This window comes from Methylorubrum sp. B1-46, from assembly GCF_021117295.1.
In the GTDB taxonomy this organism is placed as follows: domain Bacteria; phylum Pseudomonadota; class Alphaproteobacteria; order Rhizobiales; family Beijerinckiaceae; genus Methylobacterium.
In genome coordinates this window covers 3,140,771-3,154,594 of record NZ_CP088247.1, presented here as the reverse complement: position 1 = coordinate 3,154,594, position 13,824 = coordinate 3,140,771, and the positions used below count along the sequence as shown (strand labels likewise).

Annotated in this window: 12 protein-coding genes; 6 read left to right on the top strand and 6 right to left on the bottom strand. The window is 68.4% G+C overall.

Annotation, left to right across the window (positions count from 1 at the left end; all coding sequences use genetic code 11):
• Positions 1–123: 123 nt before the first annotated feature.
• Both LPC10_RS14585 and LPC10_RS14580 read left to right on the top strand, forming a co-directional pair.
• The gene (locus tag LPC10_RS14585) at positions 124–1,416 is read left to right on the top strand and encodes an RsmB/NOP family class I SAM-dependent RNA methyltransferase (RefSeq protein WP_231347055.1); all 1,293 of its coding nucleotides are present in this window, start codon (positions 124–126) and stop codon (positions 1,414–1,416) included.
• Positions 1,417–1,549: 133 nt separating this feature from the next.
• Positions 1,550–2,578, top strand: a complete 1,029-nt coding sequence (locus tag LPC10_RS14580; RefSeq protein WP_231342780.1) for an alpha/beta hydrolase — start codon at positions 1,550–1,552, stop codon at positions 2,576–2,578.
• A gap of 163 nt (positions 2,579–2,741) precedes the next feature.
• On the opposite strand, the gene LPC10_RS14575 is transcribed toward LPC10_RS14580, so the two are convergent.
• Both LPC10_RS14575 and LPC10_RS14570 read right to left on the bottom strand, forming a co-directional pair.
• On the bottom strand, positions 2,742–3,818 hold the full coding sequence (locus LPC10_RS14575) for a linear amide C-N hydrolase (protein ID WP_231342778.1): 1,077 nt from the start codon (positions 3,816–3,818) through the stop codon (positions 2,742–2,744).
• 402 nt (positions 3,819–4,220) lie between these two features.
• A complete protein-coding gene (locus tag LPC10_RS14570; protein ID WP_108940776.1) occupies positions 4,221–4,448 on the bottom strand; it encodes a hypothetical protein in 228 nt (75 codons plus the stop codon).
• A 362-nt stretch (positions 4,449–4,810) separates the two neighbouring features.
• On the opposite strand from LPC10_RS14570, the gene guaA reads away from it, so the two are divergent.
• Entirely contained in the window at positions 4,811–6,376 is a 1,566-nt protein-coding gene (gene guaA, locus LPC10_RS14565) for a glutamine-hydrolyzing GMP synthase (RefSeq protein ID WP_231342777.1), read from the top strand.
• Positions 6,377–6,529: 153 nt separating this feature from the next.
• Positions 6,530–7,375: a hypothetical protein gene (locus LPC10_RS14560; protein ID WP_231342775.1), complete on the top strand. Its 846-nt coding sequence runs from the start codon at positions 6,530–6,532 to the stop codon at positions 7,373–7,375.
• Positions 7,376–7,415: 40 nt separating this feature from the next.
• Here the strand turns inward: LPC10_RS14560 and LPC10_RS14555 are convergent, their stop codons facing one another.
• The 3 genes from LPC10_RS14555 to LPC10_RS14545 form a co-directional block, all read right to left on the bottom strand.
• Entirely contained in the window at positions 7,416–7,823 is a 408-nt protein-coding gene (locus LPC10_RS14555; protein ID WP_231342773.1) for a hypothetical protein, read from the bottom strand.
• A 175-nt stretch (positions 7,824–7,998) separates the two neighbouring features.
• Complete coding sequence (locus LPC10_RS14550; RefSeq protein ID WP_231342766.1) at positions 7,999–8,658, bottom strand: 3-oxoacid CoA-transferase subunit B; 660 nt, start codon at positions 8,656–8,658, stop codon at positions 7,999–8,001.
• Between the two features lie 108 nt (positions 8,659–8,766).
• Positions 8,767–9,504, bottom strand: a complete 738-nt coding sequence (locus tag LPC10_RS14545) for a CoA transferase subunit A (RefSeq protein WP_231347054.1) — start codon at positions 9,502–9,504, stop codon at positions 8,767–8,769.
• Between the two features lie 366 nt (positions 9,505–9,870).
• On the opposite strand from LPC10_RS14545, the gene LPC10_RS14540 reads away from it, so the two are divergent.
• A complete protein-coding gene (locus tag LPC10_RS14540) occupies positions 9,871–11,775 on the top strand; it encodes an AsmA family protein (RefSeq protein ID WP_231342764.1) in 1,905 nt (634 codons plus the stop codon).
• A 177-nt stretch (positions 11,776–11,952) separates the two neighbouring features.
• On the opposite strand, the gene LPC10_RS14535 is transcribed toward LPC10_RS14540, so the two are convergent.
• Positions 11,953–13,164 carry a D-alanyl-D-alanine carboxypeptidase family protein gene (locus LPC10_RS14535; RefSeq protein WP_231347053.1) on the bottom strand — a complete coding sequence of 404 codons (1,212 nt, stop codon included), beginning with the start codon at positions 13,162–13,164 and terminating at the stop codon, positions 11,953–11,955.
• A gap of 212 nt (positions 13,165–13,376) precedes the next feature.
• Between LPC10_RS14535 and LPC10_RS14530 the strand changes: the two genes are divergently transcribed.
• Positions 13,377–13,757 (top strand): hypothetical protein, encoded by a 381-nt coding sequence (locus LPC10_RS14530; protein ID WP_231342762.1) that lies wholly within the window; start codon positions 13,377–13,379, stop codon positions 13,755–13,757.
• The last annotated feature ends 67 nt before the right edge of the window (positions 13,758–13,824 follow it).

Here is a 13,824-nt window from a genome sequence, read left to right as displayed (position 1 = left end):
GACGGGGCCATCGTGCCGTTCTGGACGGGCAAAGAGCCGGAAGCTCGGCCGTAACGTGTCGGGCCGCGGGTCCAAGCGTGGCCGCACGGTGGCAAGTTTAACGAAACGTTTCCGGAGCCGATCCTGACCCCCTCCGCTCGCCTCTCCGCCGCCATCGAGATCCTCGACGACATCGCCGCACGTCGCCGCCCAGCCGCCGACGCCCTCAAGGATTGGGGCCTCGCCCACCGCTTCGCCGGCTCCGGCGACCGCGCGGCGATCGCGAGCCTCGTCTATGACGGCCTGCGGCGCCGGGCCTCGGCCGCCTGGATCATGGGCGGCGAGACCGGCCGCGCCATCGTCATCGGCATGCTGCGCCTGCAGCGGGGCCTCGCCGAGCCGAGCATCGCCTCGCTGTTCGACGGCGCGCGCTTCGCCCCCCCTCCCCTGACCGAGGACGAGCGGAAGCGGCTGGCGGAGGGAAGCCTCGCTGACGCGCCGCCCGAGGTCGCGGGCGATGCACCGGCCTTCGTGCTGCCCTCGCTGGCTGCCTTGTTCGGCGATGCGCTGCTGCCCGAGTTGCGGGCGCTCGGCCGCCGGGCGCCGCTCGACATCCGCGCCAACACCCTGAAGCAGGATCGCGACGCCGCGCTTGCGGCGCTCGCCGACCTGATGCCCGAGGCGACGCCGCTCTCGCCGCTGGGCCTTCGCATTCCGCTCGGCGAGGATGGGCGCGGCCCGGCGCTGCACGTCGATCCGCTGTTTCTCGAGGGCGGGTTCGAGATCCAGGACGAGGGCTCGCAAATCGCGAGCCTGCTCGTAGGGGCGCGGCCGGGCGAGACGATCGTCGATCTCTGCGCGGGCGGGGGCGGCAAGTCTCTGGCGCTCGCCGCGATCACCGGCAACGCCGCCCGGATCATCGCCACCGATGCCGATCCGCGCCGCCTCGCGCCGATCCACGAGCGCCTGCGCCGCTCGGGCGCGGAGGTGGAGGTCCGCACCCCGCGCACCGGCAAGGCGCGCGCGGACGTGCTGGCTGATCTCGACGGAACGGTCGATCGGGTGCTGGTCGATGCGCCCTGCACCGGCACCGGCACGTGGCGCCGCAACCCTGACGCCAAGTGGCGCCTGCGGCCGGGCAGCCTCGCTGGCCGGCTGGCCGAGCAGGCCGAAGTGCTCGACCGCGCGGCCAAACTCCTGCGGCCGGGCGGCACCCTGGTCTACGTCACCTGCTCCCTCCTGCCCGAGGAGAACGACGCCGCCGTGGACGGTCTGCTCCGGCGTGCCGGCCCCGCGATCCAGGCGACGGCGACCGATCTCGCCCCCGTTCCAGGTCTCGACGAGCGGGTCCGCCGGACGGCGCGCGGTATCCAGATGAGCCCGGCGCTCACCGGCACCGACGGCTTCTATGTCGCGACGATGACACGCAAAAGTTGATTCGAACGCGGATCGGTCTCGCGCCTTCGCCGTTGTCTCGGCAGCCGCGTGCCGGACATGCGGGGCTGCCGTCACGGACGAGATTCCTGCGCGGTGCCGCAGCGGGAGTTTCGATGACGGCGAGGCCGAGACCATGACGCTCCATCGGCGAGCCCTCCTGGCAGGCACGGCGACGGTGCTAGCAGGAGCCGGGGCGCGGGCGCAGCAGCCGGACCTGCCACCGGCTCTCCGGCTGCCGGTCCGTCCGCAGACCGGCGAGGTCGTCCAGCCCTTGCCGAAGGCCGCGCCCGGCTCCGATCTCGACGTCATCGACCTGTGGCCGGATCTGCCGCCGGGGGGCGGCGGACCGTTCCGCTCGGAATACCGCTTCGACGAGACCTTGACCGGCGTCATCACCGCCGTGGCGCGCCCTTGCCTCCTCGTCATCCGGCCCCAGCGCCCGAACGGGGCGGGCGTCCTGATCGCCGCGGGCGGCGGTTATTTGCGCATCGACATCGGCAACGAGGGCCTTCCGGTCGGACAATGGCTGGCGCGCGCCGGCATCACCGCCTTCGTCCTGGTCTACCGTCTCCCGAGCGAGGAATGGCGCGACGGCCCCGACGCGCCCCGCCAGGACGCGCAGCGGGCCATGCGCCTGATCCGCTGGAAGGCGGAGGAATACGGCCTCGATCCCGACCGGATCGGCGTGCTCGGCTTCTCCGCGGGCGGCCACCTGATGGGCGTGACCGCGACCGATGCCGAGCAGGATCTCTACGACGACATGGACGATGCAGACGGCCTGAGTGCCCGCCCCTCCTTCGCCGGGCTGATCTATCCGATCATCACCATGCGGGCGCCGTTCGACCGCACCATGTCGAGCCGCCGGGTGCTCGTGGGCGACGATCCGCCGGATGCGCGGCGGCGGGCCTACTCGGTGGAGGTTCAGGTCAACGAGCGGACGCCGCCGGTCTTCATGGTCCAGGCCTCCGACGACCGGATCGCGGTCACCGACCATCCCCTGCTGATGTACGCGGCCCTGCGCGCGGCGAAGGTGCCGGCGGAGATGCACCTGTTCGAGCGCGGCGGCCACGGTTTCGGGCTCGGCGTACCGGGCAGTCCGGCGGCGGCCTGGCCCGCCCTGTTCATGGCCTGGATGCGCGGCCACGGCCTGTTGAAGTCTTAGAGCATCGTGCTGGATATCAGATCCAGCACGATGCTCTCTCCTCTTGTTCGTGCATCGTCTTTTTCCGAAAGCCGGTGGCTACCTTTCGGGACGATGCTTTAGGACAGGCCGAACTCCGTCCTCGGGACGGCGCACCGACAGCCGCGCCTGATCGGATGCAGCTCTATTGCGGCAGGCCGGCAAACGGAAAAGGCTTGGCTTCGCGATAGGATCGTGTCGCGTCGCCGGCGAAGACATTGGCCTCATCGACCCCGAGGTCGAGCTTCATCACTTTTCCCGTCTCCTGCGAGAAATCGATCTGGTTGAGGTCGGTCCAGAACGTGTTCGGCGACAGCGCGGATTCGAAGAAATACAAGCGGCGCTTGTGATCGAAGACGGTGCGCCAGCGCGTCGATGAGATATCCGGTTGATCCGGCGTCGAGACCCCGAGCGGCACGGAGATGTTGCGGATGATCCCGTACACGCTGGCCAGGAGCCGGTCGGGGGCGCCGGTCGGCGGAATCGATTTGACGTAGAAGGCGGCGCGAGCGAAGCGGTCGGAGGCACGGCTCGTACCAGGCAGCATCACAGTGCCGCCGATCTGAGACCAGTATGAGGCGAGAGCGAGTTGCTGGTCGTAGGTCGGTGAATTGGTCATCACTTGGTATTGCCGACCGTGATGAATGACTTGCTTGCCGTTGATGTACTCGATGATGGCGCTGTCCCCGCTCGAGTCGGACAGCGACAGATGGACGTTCGTCGTGATGTCGGTGCCGGGGATCATGCCGGTCACGAGCGTGAAGGGCTGCTTCTCCAACGCGGCCACCGCTTCAGCGACCGTCGCGAAGTTGTCGAGAGCGTATTGCGCCCACGCCGACACTGCGAGACCGGGCCGACCGGTGCCGTCGAAGGCGGGGTACTGCGATTCTTCGAGCCAGAGAATATTGACGTTCAGCCCCGGTTCGTTCGCGCCGTCGGAGGTGGAGTTGTCGAACGCCGTCGCGACCAAAGATCCGTACTTCGACGTCCACCGGATCGAGTTTGGTCCGACCTCACCGTTGCGCTCCATGCCTCGCGGCAGGATGTAGAGACTGGTTTGGATCGGCCGGGCCCAGTCCATCGACCGGGCCGTGAAAATCTTGCCGTCCTGTCCGAGATAGACGAAGCGCGAGCACGCATGCGCGGATTCGACGGCAATCGGGAGCGCGGCGCAAAACGCCACGGCCGACGCAACGATCCTGATCGGCCACATCCGCAGCATCGGGGCATTTCCTTCGATGCAGTCAGGGACACCTGAGGGGCCACCCGACACGTGCGCGTGCGAACGGCCGCGCCGATACATGCGATGGTGGGAGCAGGCGCGGTCAGCACAATCTATGATTGGACGCATTTCATCAATGAGATGAATCAAATCTCAACCGGAATACTGGGCCACAAGCTCGTGTCGACGCGTTTTGTTCGGATCGCGCCGCATGGTTGCGGCAGGTTGCCTCCGGCACTGATCGTATCTCGGCCTCGTGACCGCAGATCGATGAGGTTCGCGGGCTGTCGCCCGGACGCGAGCGGCGCGCCGCACCTTGCATCCACGTGTCGGCGTTCGATCCAAACAGAAACGGCCCCCGTCTCCGGGGGCCGTTCGTCGTTCGGCGTGAGAAAGCGCTGATCAGAAGCAGCGGCGCTCGCGGGTGACGACCACCCGGCCGAAACGGCCGCGGCGCTTGGTGACGACGGTCTTGCAGCGCGGGCCGCGAATGACACGGCGGCTGTACTGAGCCTGCTGGAAGAGGCCGTCAGACAGCGGAGCGGCACCGGAAAGGGGAAGGGCCTGGGCCGGCGCGGCGGCGCCGAAACCTGCGAGCGTGACGGCGATTCCGAAGAGGGCAGCTCTCATGGTCGGATGACTCCTGTCCGTTTCGAGGGGGTGCCGTGTCGCCCTGAAACCGTGAACGCCAGATTAACGGAAGTGGTCTGAGGCCGATCGCAGGTGCTCTCGCAGATCGGGAGGCCGCCTAAAGCGATCATTTGATGGATTTTACCTTCGGGTAGAGGTTGTTGCCGCGGCGAAGGTTGCGGGCTTCCTGAGCTCTCTGCCTGTTTGAAGCCTCGTCTTGGTCGGAACACGCTCCGTTTTGGGGCGCTTCGTGTCGAAAACTTGCTGCCTCCGCCCTGATCGACGGCCCTGCTCCCGTCATCACGCGCGTTGCGCCGTCCCGAGGCCTCGTCTAACCGGTATCGCAGAAGGCCCGAGGCAGCATGACCATCGACACGTCCCACCACGACAAGATCCTGATCGTCGATTTCGGCTCCCAGGTGACGCAGCTCATTGCCCGCCGCGTGCGCGAGGAGGGCGTCTATTGCGAGATCGTGCCGTTCACGAAGGCCGAGGCCGCCTTCGACGAGCACCGACCCAAGGGCGTGATCCTGTCCGGCGGCCCGGAATCGGTCACGACGGATCTGTCGCCGCGCGCGCCGCAAAAAATTTTCGAATCCGGCGTGCCGGTCTTCGGCATCTGCTACGGCCAGCAGACCATGGCGGCCCAGCTCGGCGGCGAAGTCGAGGGCGGCCATCATGCCGAGTTCGGCCGCGCCGAGGTCGAGATCCTATCCGATTCGCCGCTCTTCAAGGGCGTCTGGCATGTCGGCGAGAAGTATCCGGTCTGGATGAGCCACGGTGACCGCGTCACCAAGCTTCCGGACGGATTCACCACCATCGCGCTGTCGCGCAACGCCCCCTTCGCGGCGGTCGCGGACGAAGTCCGGCACTACTACGCCGTCCAGTTCCATCCGGAGGTGCACCACACGCCCCACGGCGCCCTGCTGATCCGCAACTTCGTGCGCGACATCGCCGGCTGCTCCGGCGACTGGACCATGGGCACCTACCGCGAGGAGGCGATCGCCAAGATCCGCGAGCAGGTCGGCAAGGAGAAGGTGATCTGCGGCCTGTCCGGCGGCGTCGATTCCTCGGTCGCGGCCGTTCTGATCCACGAGGCGATCGGCGATCAGCTCACCTGCGTCTTCGTCGACCACGGGCTGATGCGCCTCGGCGAGGGCGACGAGGTCGTGCGCCTGTTCCGCGACCACTACAACATCCCCCTCGTCCACGTTCAGGCGCAGGATCTGTTCATCGGCGCGCTCGAAGGAGTCGATGACCCGGAGGTGAAGCGCAAGACGATCGGCCGCCTGTTCATCGACGTGTTCGAGGCCGAGGCCAAGAAGATCGGCGGTGCCGCCTTCCTCGCCCAGGGCACGCTCTACCCGGACGTGATCGAGAGCGTTTCGTTCTCCGGCGGTCCCTCGGTGACGATCAAGAGCCACCACAATGTCGGTGGCCTGCCCGAGCGCATGAACATGCGACTCGTCGAGCCGCTGCGCGAGCTGTTCAAGGACGAGGTGCGGCTGCTGGGCCGTGAGCTCGGCCTGCCCGAGGCCTTCGTCGGCCGCCACCCCTTCCCCGGCCCCGGCCTTGCTATCCGCTGCCCTGGCACGATCACCCGCGAGAAGCTGGAGGCCCTGCGCAAGGCCGACGCGATCTATCTCGACGAGATCCGGCAGGCCGGCCTCTACGACACGATCTGGCAGGCCTTCGCGGTGATCCTGCCGGTGAAAACGGTGGGCGTGATGGGCGACGGGCGCACCTACGACCACGTCTGCGCGCTGCGCGCCGTCACCTCCGTCGACGGCATGACCGCCGATTTCTACCCCTTCGACATGGCCTTCCTCGGCCGCGTGGCGACGCGGATCATCAACGAGGTGAAGGGCATCAACCGGGTGACCTACGACATCACCTCGAAGCCGCCCGGCACGATCGAGTGGGAGTGACCCTGGATCCACCCAAACACGAAGATTCAGGGCATCGGCGCGCGCGGAAGACCATGGGCAGCGAGTGCTGACGTCGAAGCACTCCTCCGCGATGCCCTGGCCGATGCCAGCGTCGCTTGGAGCCTTGGCAGCTTCGGCGCCCTCGCCGAATTCATGCGCAAGGCGGACGAGCCGGTGCGGGCGCTGCCCGATGCGCGGATCGGACTCGCCACTGCCCGCGGCGCCATCGCGCTGACGCCGAGCGCCGATCTCAGGCCCATCGCCTACGAGACCGGCTTCTCCGGCGGCTACAATCACGCCGTGGCGCTCTGCCTGCCCCTATCGGCCTGCGCCATGAGCGGGCGGAGCGTCGTGACCGAACTCGGTCCCGATCGGGGGGCGGCGCGCGAGGAGGATCGTGAGGCGATCCTGTTCGATCTCGGTCTCGGGCTGCTGGCGGTCGATGCCTGCGTGCGCACGAGCGACCTGGAGGTCATCGCCTGCCTGCGTGCGGGCCTCGGGCGGCCGGTCTTCGCTCCCGGTAATCCGATCGGCCCGTGCCTCGTGGCAATGAGCCCGCACCGGATTTTTTGCGCGCGCATCGGCCGGATCGAGGTGACCGCACCGATTCCCGGTCCCGGAGAGAGGAGCCGCGAAGGACCGCACACGCACCTCCTGCCGGAGCTGCTGCGGGCTAGGCGCACCCACGCGGCAACGATGCCGATCCCTGAGGGCTTCGTGCCCTGCGGCGGGCTGCATCCACCGCACCCCTACAAGGACGGGCTCGGCCGCCGCATCCCCTTCGATCCCGCCCGCCACGCGGCGTTCCAGGCCCTGTTGGCGCGCTGGGGGGATCCGGATCTCCTGGCGGTCAAGCGGGGCATGTCGCCTTCCAAGGCCGTCTCACCGAGACACGCGCGATCGGCCCGCCGCGCCGCCGAGATGCAGGGGCGCCTTCTTCGTGGCGAGCGTGGGACGGCGCTGACCGGCGGCAGGGACGAGGATGGCGAGCGGACCTGAGCCTGTGGACAGCCGCGCACCGATCGCAGCCTCGAAAAAATCAGGCCGGAAGGCCAGCCGGCTCAAACAAGAAGTCGTCGACGGAGGGGATCGTGACCGCGAGGCCCGAGCCGTAGCCGGCTTTCGACAGGCGCCACGGCCGCTCGGAACGGGCGCGGATCGCCTCTGACGGACGCAGGCGGCGCAGCGAGCCGTCCTCGCCCATCTCCTCGATGGTCAGGAAGCCGTAGACCTGAAGGCGCGAGGCGATCAGCTTGGTCTCGCGGTCGCCCGCTGCCACCCGCAGGCTGCCCGTGGCGTAGACCGCATCCATCAGGCTGCGCTGGTCGGCCCGCGAACGGCTCCGCGGTGCCGCGACGGCCCCGAACTCGGAGGCGATGGCTCCCTGCCGCGCCGCAGCCGGGCGGCGAAAGGGGATGACGTTGTCCGTTCCCGGAACGCTACGCATACACACGCACCTTCGTATCGCGAAAAGCTCCCCGACCGGTGCGCTCTCACGGCGCCGTCCCGATCGATGCGAAGCTTTCGACGATCCCGATTAATGCCTGCTTAGCCATGCCCGCCCGCGGCCGGCGGAAGACGTCCCGAAACGGGCCGCCCTCCCCCTGCCGGGCTTGCGCATCTCAGTTCAGCGCCACCGTGAAGGCGCCTTCGGTCTTGGCGCGGACCTCGTCCTCGGTGACGCCGTCGGCGAGCTCGACCAGAGTCATGCCGCCCTCGCCCTTCTTGTCGATGGTGAAGACGCCGAGATCGGTGATCACCATGTCGACCACCTGCGTGCCGGTGAGCGGCAGGTCGCAGGTCTTCAAAAGCTTGGGGCTCTCGGATCCGTCCTTGTTCTTGGCGACGTGCTCCATCACCACGACGACCTTCTTCACGCCGGCGACGAGATCCATCGCGCCGCCCATCCCCTTCACCATCTTGCCGGGGATCATCCAGTTGGCGAGGTCGCCGTTCTGCGCCACCTGCATCGCGCCGAGGATCGACAGGTCGATGTGACCGCCGCGGATCATCCCGAACGAGTCGGCCGAGGAGAAGTAGCTCGTGGTCGGCAGCGCGGTGATGGTCTGCTTGCCGGCGTTGATGAGGTCGGGATCCTCCTCACCCTCGTAGGGGAACGGCCCCATCCCGAGCATGCCGTTCTCGGATTGCAACTGAACCGACATGCGCTCGGGAATGTAGTTCGACACCAGCGTCGGGATGCCGATGCCGAGATTCACGTAGAAGCCGTCCTGCAGCTCCTTGGCGGCGCGCTCCGCCATCTGTTCACGGGTCCAGGCCATTTTCGACGTTCCCTCGTTTGGCGCATCGCCGGAAGCGACGAGGCGCCGTCCGCCCCGGTCGGCGGCGACGCACCGTCGCGCTCGCGGCCTCTCGGCCGATTGTTCGGTTCAGATCTGTCCGCCGCCGGCGGCCGCCGTCTCCGGCTCCTTGCGCTTGCGCACGGTGCGCTGCTCGATGCGCTTCTCGCGAGTCGGCACATGGAGGATGCGGCCGATGAAGATGCCCGGCGTGTGGATGTGATCGGGGTCGATCTCGCCGGGCTCGACGAGGTGCTCGACCTGCGCCACCGTCACCTCGGCGGCGGTGGCCATCATCGGATTGAAGTTGCGCGCCGTCTTCCGGTAGACAAGGTTGCCCTCGGTATCGCCCTTCCAAGCGTGGACGATGGCCAGATCCGCGAACAGCCCGCGCTCCATCACGTAGCTCTCGCCGTCGAACTCGCGCACCTCCTTGCCCTCGGCGACCTTGGTGCCGACGCCGGTCTTAGTGAAGAAGGCCGGGATGCCGGCGCCGCCGGCGCGAATGCGTTCGGCCAGCGTGCCCTGAGGGTTGAATTCGATCTCAAGCTCGCCGCCGAGATACTGGCGGGCGAATTCCTTGTTCTCGCCGACATAGGACGAGATCATCTTCTTCACCTGGCGGGTATCGAGCAGCTTGCCCAAGCCGACGCCGTCGATGCCGGCATTGTTGGAGACGACGGTCAGATCCTTCACGCCGGAGGCCTGGATCGCGTCGATCAGCTCGTCCGGAATGCCGCACAGGCCGAAGCCGCCGGCCATGATCGTCATGCCGTCGCGCAGCAGGCCGGCGAGCGCCGCCTTCGGATCCGGGTAGACCTTCTTCATCGACAGCGTCCCTTCCTCGTCTTCCGCGGTCGCGGGCGTCGCCAAGCTTCGGGCTTCACGACTCGGCGCTCGGCCGCAGTCCCGATCGATGGCGATCGGGTGTGCAACGCAAGGCGGTTTTCGTCAAACCGGCGACGCATTTGTGCGCGATGCAAAATCCCCGAGCCGTAACCGACCGCCGGGTCGGAGGGGCGGCGTCCGTCCTCGCTCGGCAGGGCGGGTCGCACCATCCACCGCATTGCGGGCCGGTCTGCCCTTGGTCGCGAGACAGAAGGACCGGAACCGGCTAAGCATCCGGATCGCACGGCTCGTCACGCCGAGGCGGCTCGGCCGAACCCGATCCGCCTCGCCCGCCCACGGAGTGTAATGTCGCTGCGCCGCACCCTCTCTGCCCTCGGATTCGGGCTTCTGGCCACGGCGTTGGTGGCTGCCTGCCTGCCGTGGTCGGTCGAGGTGCCCGCGGCAGCCGGCTTCGTGAGCCGGGGGCTGCAGCAGAGCTGGGGCGTGACCCTCGCCGCGAAGGGCCCAACGGAAGTGGTGCTGCTTCCGCTCCCGCGTGTCGTCTTCCGCGATATCCGTCTTTCCGAAGGCGATGCGGATGGGCCGGTTCTCGCCTCGGGCGGACACCTGTCGCTTCAACTCGACCTCGCCGCCCTGCTGACCGGCCGGGTCGAAGTCGATTCCCTCACTCTCGACGGCGCCGACGTGACTCTGCCTCAGACGGCCGGGGACACCCGATGGTCCGGCGCTTTTGAGCGGCTGACTCACAGCATCGCCGGTGATGACGGAGACCGCCCGCGCAGGGTCATCCTGACACGTTGTGCGGTCACGGGCCTCGACCCGCGGGACGCGCGGCTTCGCACGATCCGCAACGTCGATCTCACGGTCTCCTGGCCCGCCTGGAGCGAGAGCCTCGCCCTGACCGGAGGTTTTCGCTGGGACGACGGCAGCGCCCGGATCACGCTCGCCGGCCTGCGGCCCCACGCGCTTCTCTCCGGCGGCGAGAGCCCCTTCACCGCCGCTGTGACATGGCCCGCCGGTTCACTAAACGCCGAGGGCAGCGGCAGCCTGCGGGACGGTCTGAGAGCATCCGGCACGGGTCGACTCCAGACGCGCTCGCTCCATGGGACGCTGGCGCTGCTCGGCGGCCGCCTTCCCCTCTCGCCATTCGTCGAAGATTTTTCCGTCGAGGGGAGCTTCGAGGCCAACTCGGGCCAGATCCAGTTCCCCACTGTGACCGTCCGCAGCGACGGCAACAGTCTCGAAGGGGCTGGCTCGGCCGTCCTCGGCCCGCAGCGCACCGCGGTGCAAGCCACGCTCGCCGCCGAGACACTCAACCTCTCCCCCCTCCTCGCTGGCGTGCTGCGGCTGACGGGCTTCGATCACGCCGACGACGCGACCTGGCGCGCGCGGTCGCTCGACCTGCGACCGTTCATCGGAGGGGATCTCGACCTGCGGATCTCCGCCGGCAACGCGCGGATCGGGCCGGTGCTCGTGACGGATCTCGCCTCCAGCATCCTCGTCCGTGAGGACGGCATCGAAGCCTCCCTCGGCCGTGCCAACCTGAGCGGCGGCATGGTCAAGGGCCGCGTCTCCTTCGCGACCGGCGAGGGGGACGCGGCCCCGACCCGGATCAAGGCACAGGGAAGCTTCGACGGGCTCGATCTCGGTGGTCTCATGGACGAGATCGGGCAGTCCCGCTGGATGGTCGGGGCGACGCGGGGGAGCCTCGTCCTGGAGGCCGCCGGCCACGATATCGGGGCTGCGGCCCGCTCCGTTTCAGGTCGGCTTGCCCTCGAGAGCGAGGACGGTGCCCTGTCCGGGCTCGACCTTGCCGATGTGATCCACCGTGGCGGGGCGATGGCGCCGGGGGCGCTGGCGCGGCGCAACGGGCGCACGCCGTTCGAGAAGGCTGCCGTGACGCTGCTGTTCGCCGACGGCGTCGGCGAGATCGTCGAGGGCCGGCTCGCCTCCCGAACCCTCGGTGCTTCGCTGAACGGCCGGATCGCCTTGGCCGACCGTCGCTTCCAGGCTCGGGCCGAGATCAAGCCGCGGGTGGATGCCTCGGCCGATGGTGCGGCGCCCGCGGCCACATTGTTCGAGATCACCGGTCCGTGGAATGCGGTGAGCGTGCGCGCGAGTGCGGACCCGCGTCCGGGCAAAGACGATACCCGCCACAACGCGGTCTCCGACTCTGTCCGACGGCCCGGAGCGGACCTGCCCCTCGGCATCCGCGCCTACGCGCCGTCGAACGCGTCGGCGGCGCCGTAACGGCCTGACGGACCGATTTTTCCTGCCTCCGATCGATCGCAACGGCTCCTTTGGCCGTCATCGCGAGGCGAAGCCGAAGCGATCCCAGGGCGCGCCATCTCCGGAGAGGGTCGCGCGGCCGGATCGCTTCGCCGACGGAAACGGCGGCCGGTTCAAAACAATCGAACGCGACCGGTCTCAGGAATTGCCGTTCGCCGCCCCGGCTGCCGAGGTTCCGCCCGAGCCGTTGCCGCCCTTGGCCTTATCGAAGGCGCGGCGGACGAGATCGGTGCCGACCTCCAGCGCCGCGTCGAGGGCCCGCTGCGACAGGGTGCCGGCCTCCACGGTCTCGCCGGCATAGAGCGGCTGTTCGAGCGCGACGGCATCGCCGCGGGTGACGCGCAGACGGCCCACCTCGCGGCCCTGCTCGACCGGCGCGACGAGCGGCCCCTGGTAGACGACCTTGGCCGTGACGCGGTCCGTGGCGCCGCGGGGCAGGAGCAGGCGCACCGGCTTCTTGGCCACCACCGGCACCGAGCCTTTCTCGCCGCCGAAGACGGAGACATCAGCCACGGTCTCGTTCGCGGCGAAGACCTGCCGCGGCTCGAAGGCGCGAAAACCCCATTCCATCATCTTGCGGGTCTCCGCCGCGCGGTCGCGGGCGGTCTTCAGCCCTGAGACGACCATGATCAGCCGCTGGCCATTCTGCACCGCCGAGCCGGTGAGCGCGTAGCCCGATTCTTCGAGATAGCCGGTCTTCAGGCCGTCGGCGCCGATGTCGAGGGTGAGGAGCGGGTTGCGGTTCTGCTGCTTGATCTTGTTCCAGGTGAACTCACGCTCGGAGTAGATCTTGTAGAATTCCGGATAATTGTCGATCAGGTACTGGGCGATCCGCGCCATGTCGCGGGCCGTCACCTTCTGGTCGGGGGCCGAGTAACCGGTCGCGTTGCGGAAGGTCGAGCGCGTCAGCCCGATCTCCTTGGCGCGCTGGTTCATCATCCCGGCGAAGGCTTCCTCGGTGCCGGCCATGTTCTCGGCGATGGTGATCGCCGCGTCGTTGCCCGATTGTACGATCAGCCCGCGCAGCAGGTCGGAGAGTTTGATGCGGCTGTTCACCTGCGCGAACATCGAGGAGCCGCCGCCCCCTGCCCCGCCGCGGCGCCACGCGTCCTCGGTTACCGTGAATTCGGTGTCCATGGACAGGCGCCCCTCCTTGATGGCGCGGAACACGAGTTCCGCGGTCATCAGCTTGGCCATGCTCGCCGGAGAAAACGGCTCGTCGGCGGCCTTCTCGAACAGGACCGAGCCGGATTCGGCGTCGATCAGGATCGCGTGGATGGCCGCGGTCTGGAAGGTCTGGGCCTGCGAGGGCAGCGGAGGGAGGACGACGCAAACAACCGCAACCAGCATCCCCGCGAGCGCCCGACGCGCCGCTCGGAACCGTGTCTCACCCATTTCCGCCTCTCCCGCGAACCGTTTTCCGCTCGTCCCCGCCAAGCGTGACCTTAGCCCGGATACAATCCGATATCGAAGGCAAAGTTCGTTTTCGCACCGCGTCATGACGGCACCGCGGAGCCTTGCACGCGCTTGTGGAAAACAGGGGTCAATCCCATATCAAGTCCATGGAATTTCGAGAATTTCACCCCACCAAGGCGCCCGGTCTCCGGGCCCGCCGCCCGGCTGCGCCGGCGCCTGCCGGCGCGGCGCGAGACCTCTGGCGGACGCTTCCCATCGAAGGAACGTTCGAGGTCGTCTACGAGGATGCTCGCGGCGCCTGGACCACGCGCACCCTGGACGCGCGCGAGCTGAAGCTCGGGCCCGGCCGCACGCTGCTCGGCGGAACCGACCGGGCGCACGGCCTCTATCGCGGTTTGCGCGCGGATCGCATCCGGCGGCTGACCGAGCCCGCTTCCGGCACGCGCATCGAGGCCGGCATCCTCGATTGGCTGCTGGCGCGCGCCGAGACGCAGCGGAAGGCGCATAAGCCCCGCCGAGCGGCCTGAACGGGCGAAGTTTTCCCGCTTCGCTGCAATCGCGTGGGGACAAGAGGCCTCCCGTCGTCTCGCGATC

Bases quoted from the DNA above. Each gene is read 5' to 3' on its own strand.
- LPC10_RS14530 (WP_231342762.1), top strand. From the start codon at position 13,377: ATGGAATTTCGAGAATTTCACCCCACCAAGGCGCCCGGTCTCCGGGCC.
- LPC10_RS14560 (WP_231342775.1), top strand. From the start codon at position 6,530: ATGCGCAAGGCGGACGAGCCGGTGCGGGCGCTGCCCGATGCGCGGATC.
- guaA (WP_231342777.1), top strand. From the start codon at position 4,811: ATGACCATCGACACGTCCCACCACGACAAGATCCTGATCGTCGATTTC.
- LPC10_RS14570 (WP_108940776.1), bottom strand. From the start codon at position 4,448: ATGAGAGCTGCCCTCTTCGGAATCGCCGTCACGCTCGCAGGTTTCGGC.
- LPC10_RS14580 (WP_231342780.1), top strand. From the start codon at position 1,550: ATGACGCTCCATCGGCGAGCCCTCCTGGCAGGCACGGCGACGGTGCTA.
- LPC10_RS14550 (WP_231342766.1), bottom strand. From the start codon at position 8,658: ATGGCCTGGACCCGTGAACAGATGGCGGAGCGCGCCGCCAAGGAGCTG.
- LPC10_RS14535 (WP_231347053.1), bottom strand. From the start codon at position 13,164: ATGCTGGTTGCGGTTGTTTGCGTCGTCCTCCCTCCGCTGCCCTCGCAG.
- LPC10_RS14575 (WP_231342778.1), bottom strand. From the start codon at position 3,818: ATGCTGCGGATGTGGCCGATCAGGATCGTTGCGTCGGCCGTGGCGTTT.
- LPC10_RS14540 (WP_231342764.1), top strand. From the start codon at position 9,871: ATGTCGCTGCGCCGCACCCTCTCTGCCCTCGGATTCGGGCTTCTGGCC.
- LPC10_RS14555 (WP_231342773.1), bottom strand. From the start codon at position 7,823: ATGCGTAGCGTTCCGGGAACGGACAACGTCATCCCCTTTCGCCGCCCG.
- LPC10_RS14545 (WP_231347054.1), bottom strand. From the start codon at position 9,504: ATGAAGAAGGTCTACCCGGATCCGAAGGCGGCGCTCGCCGGCCTGCTG.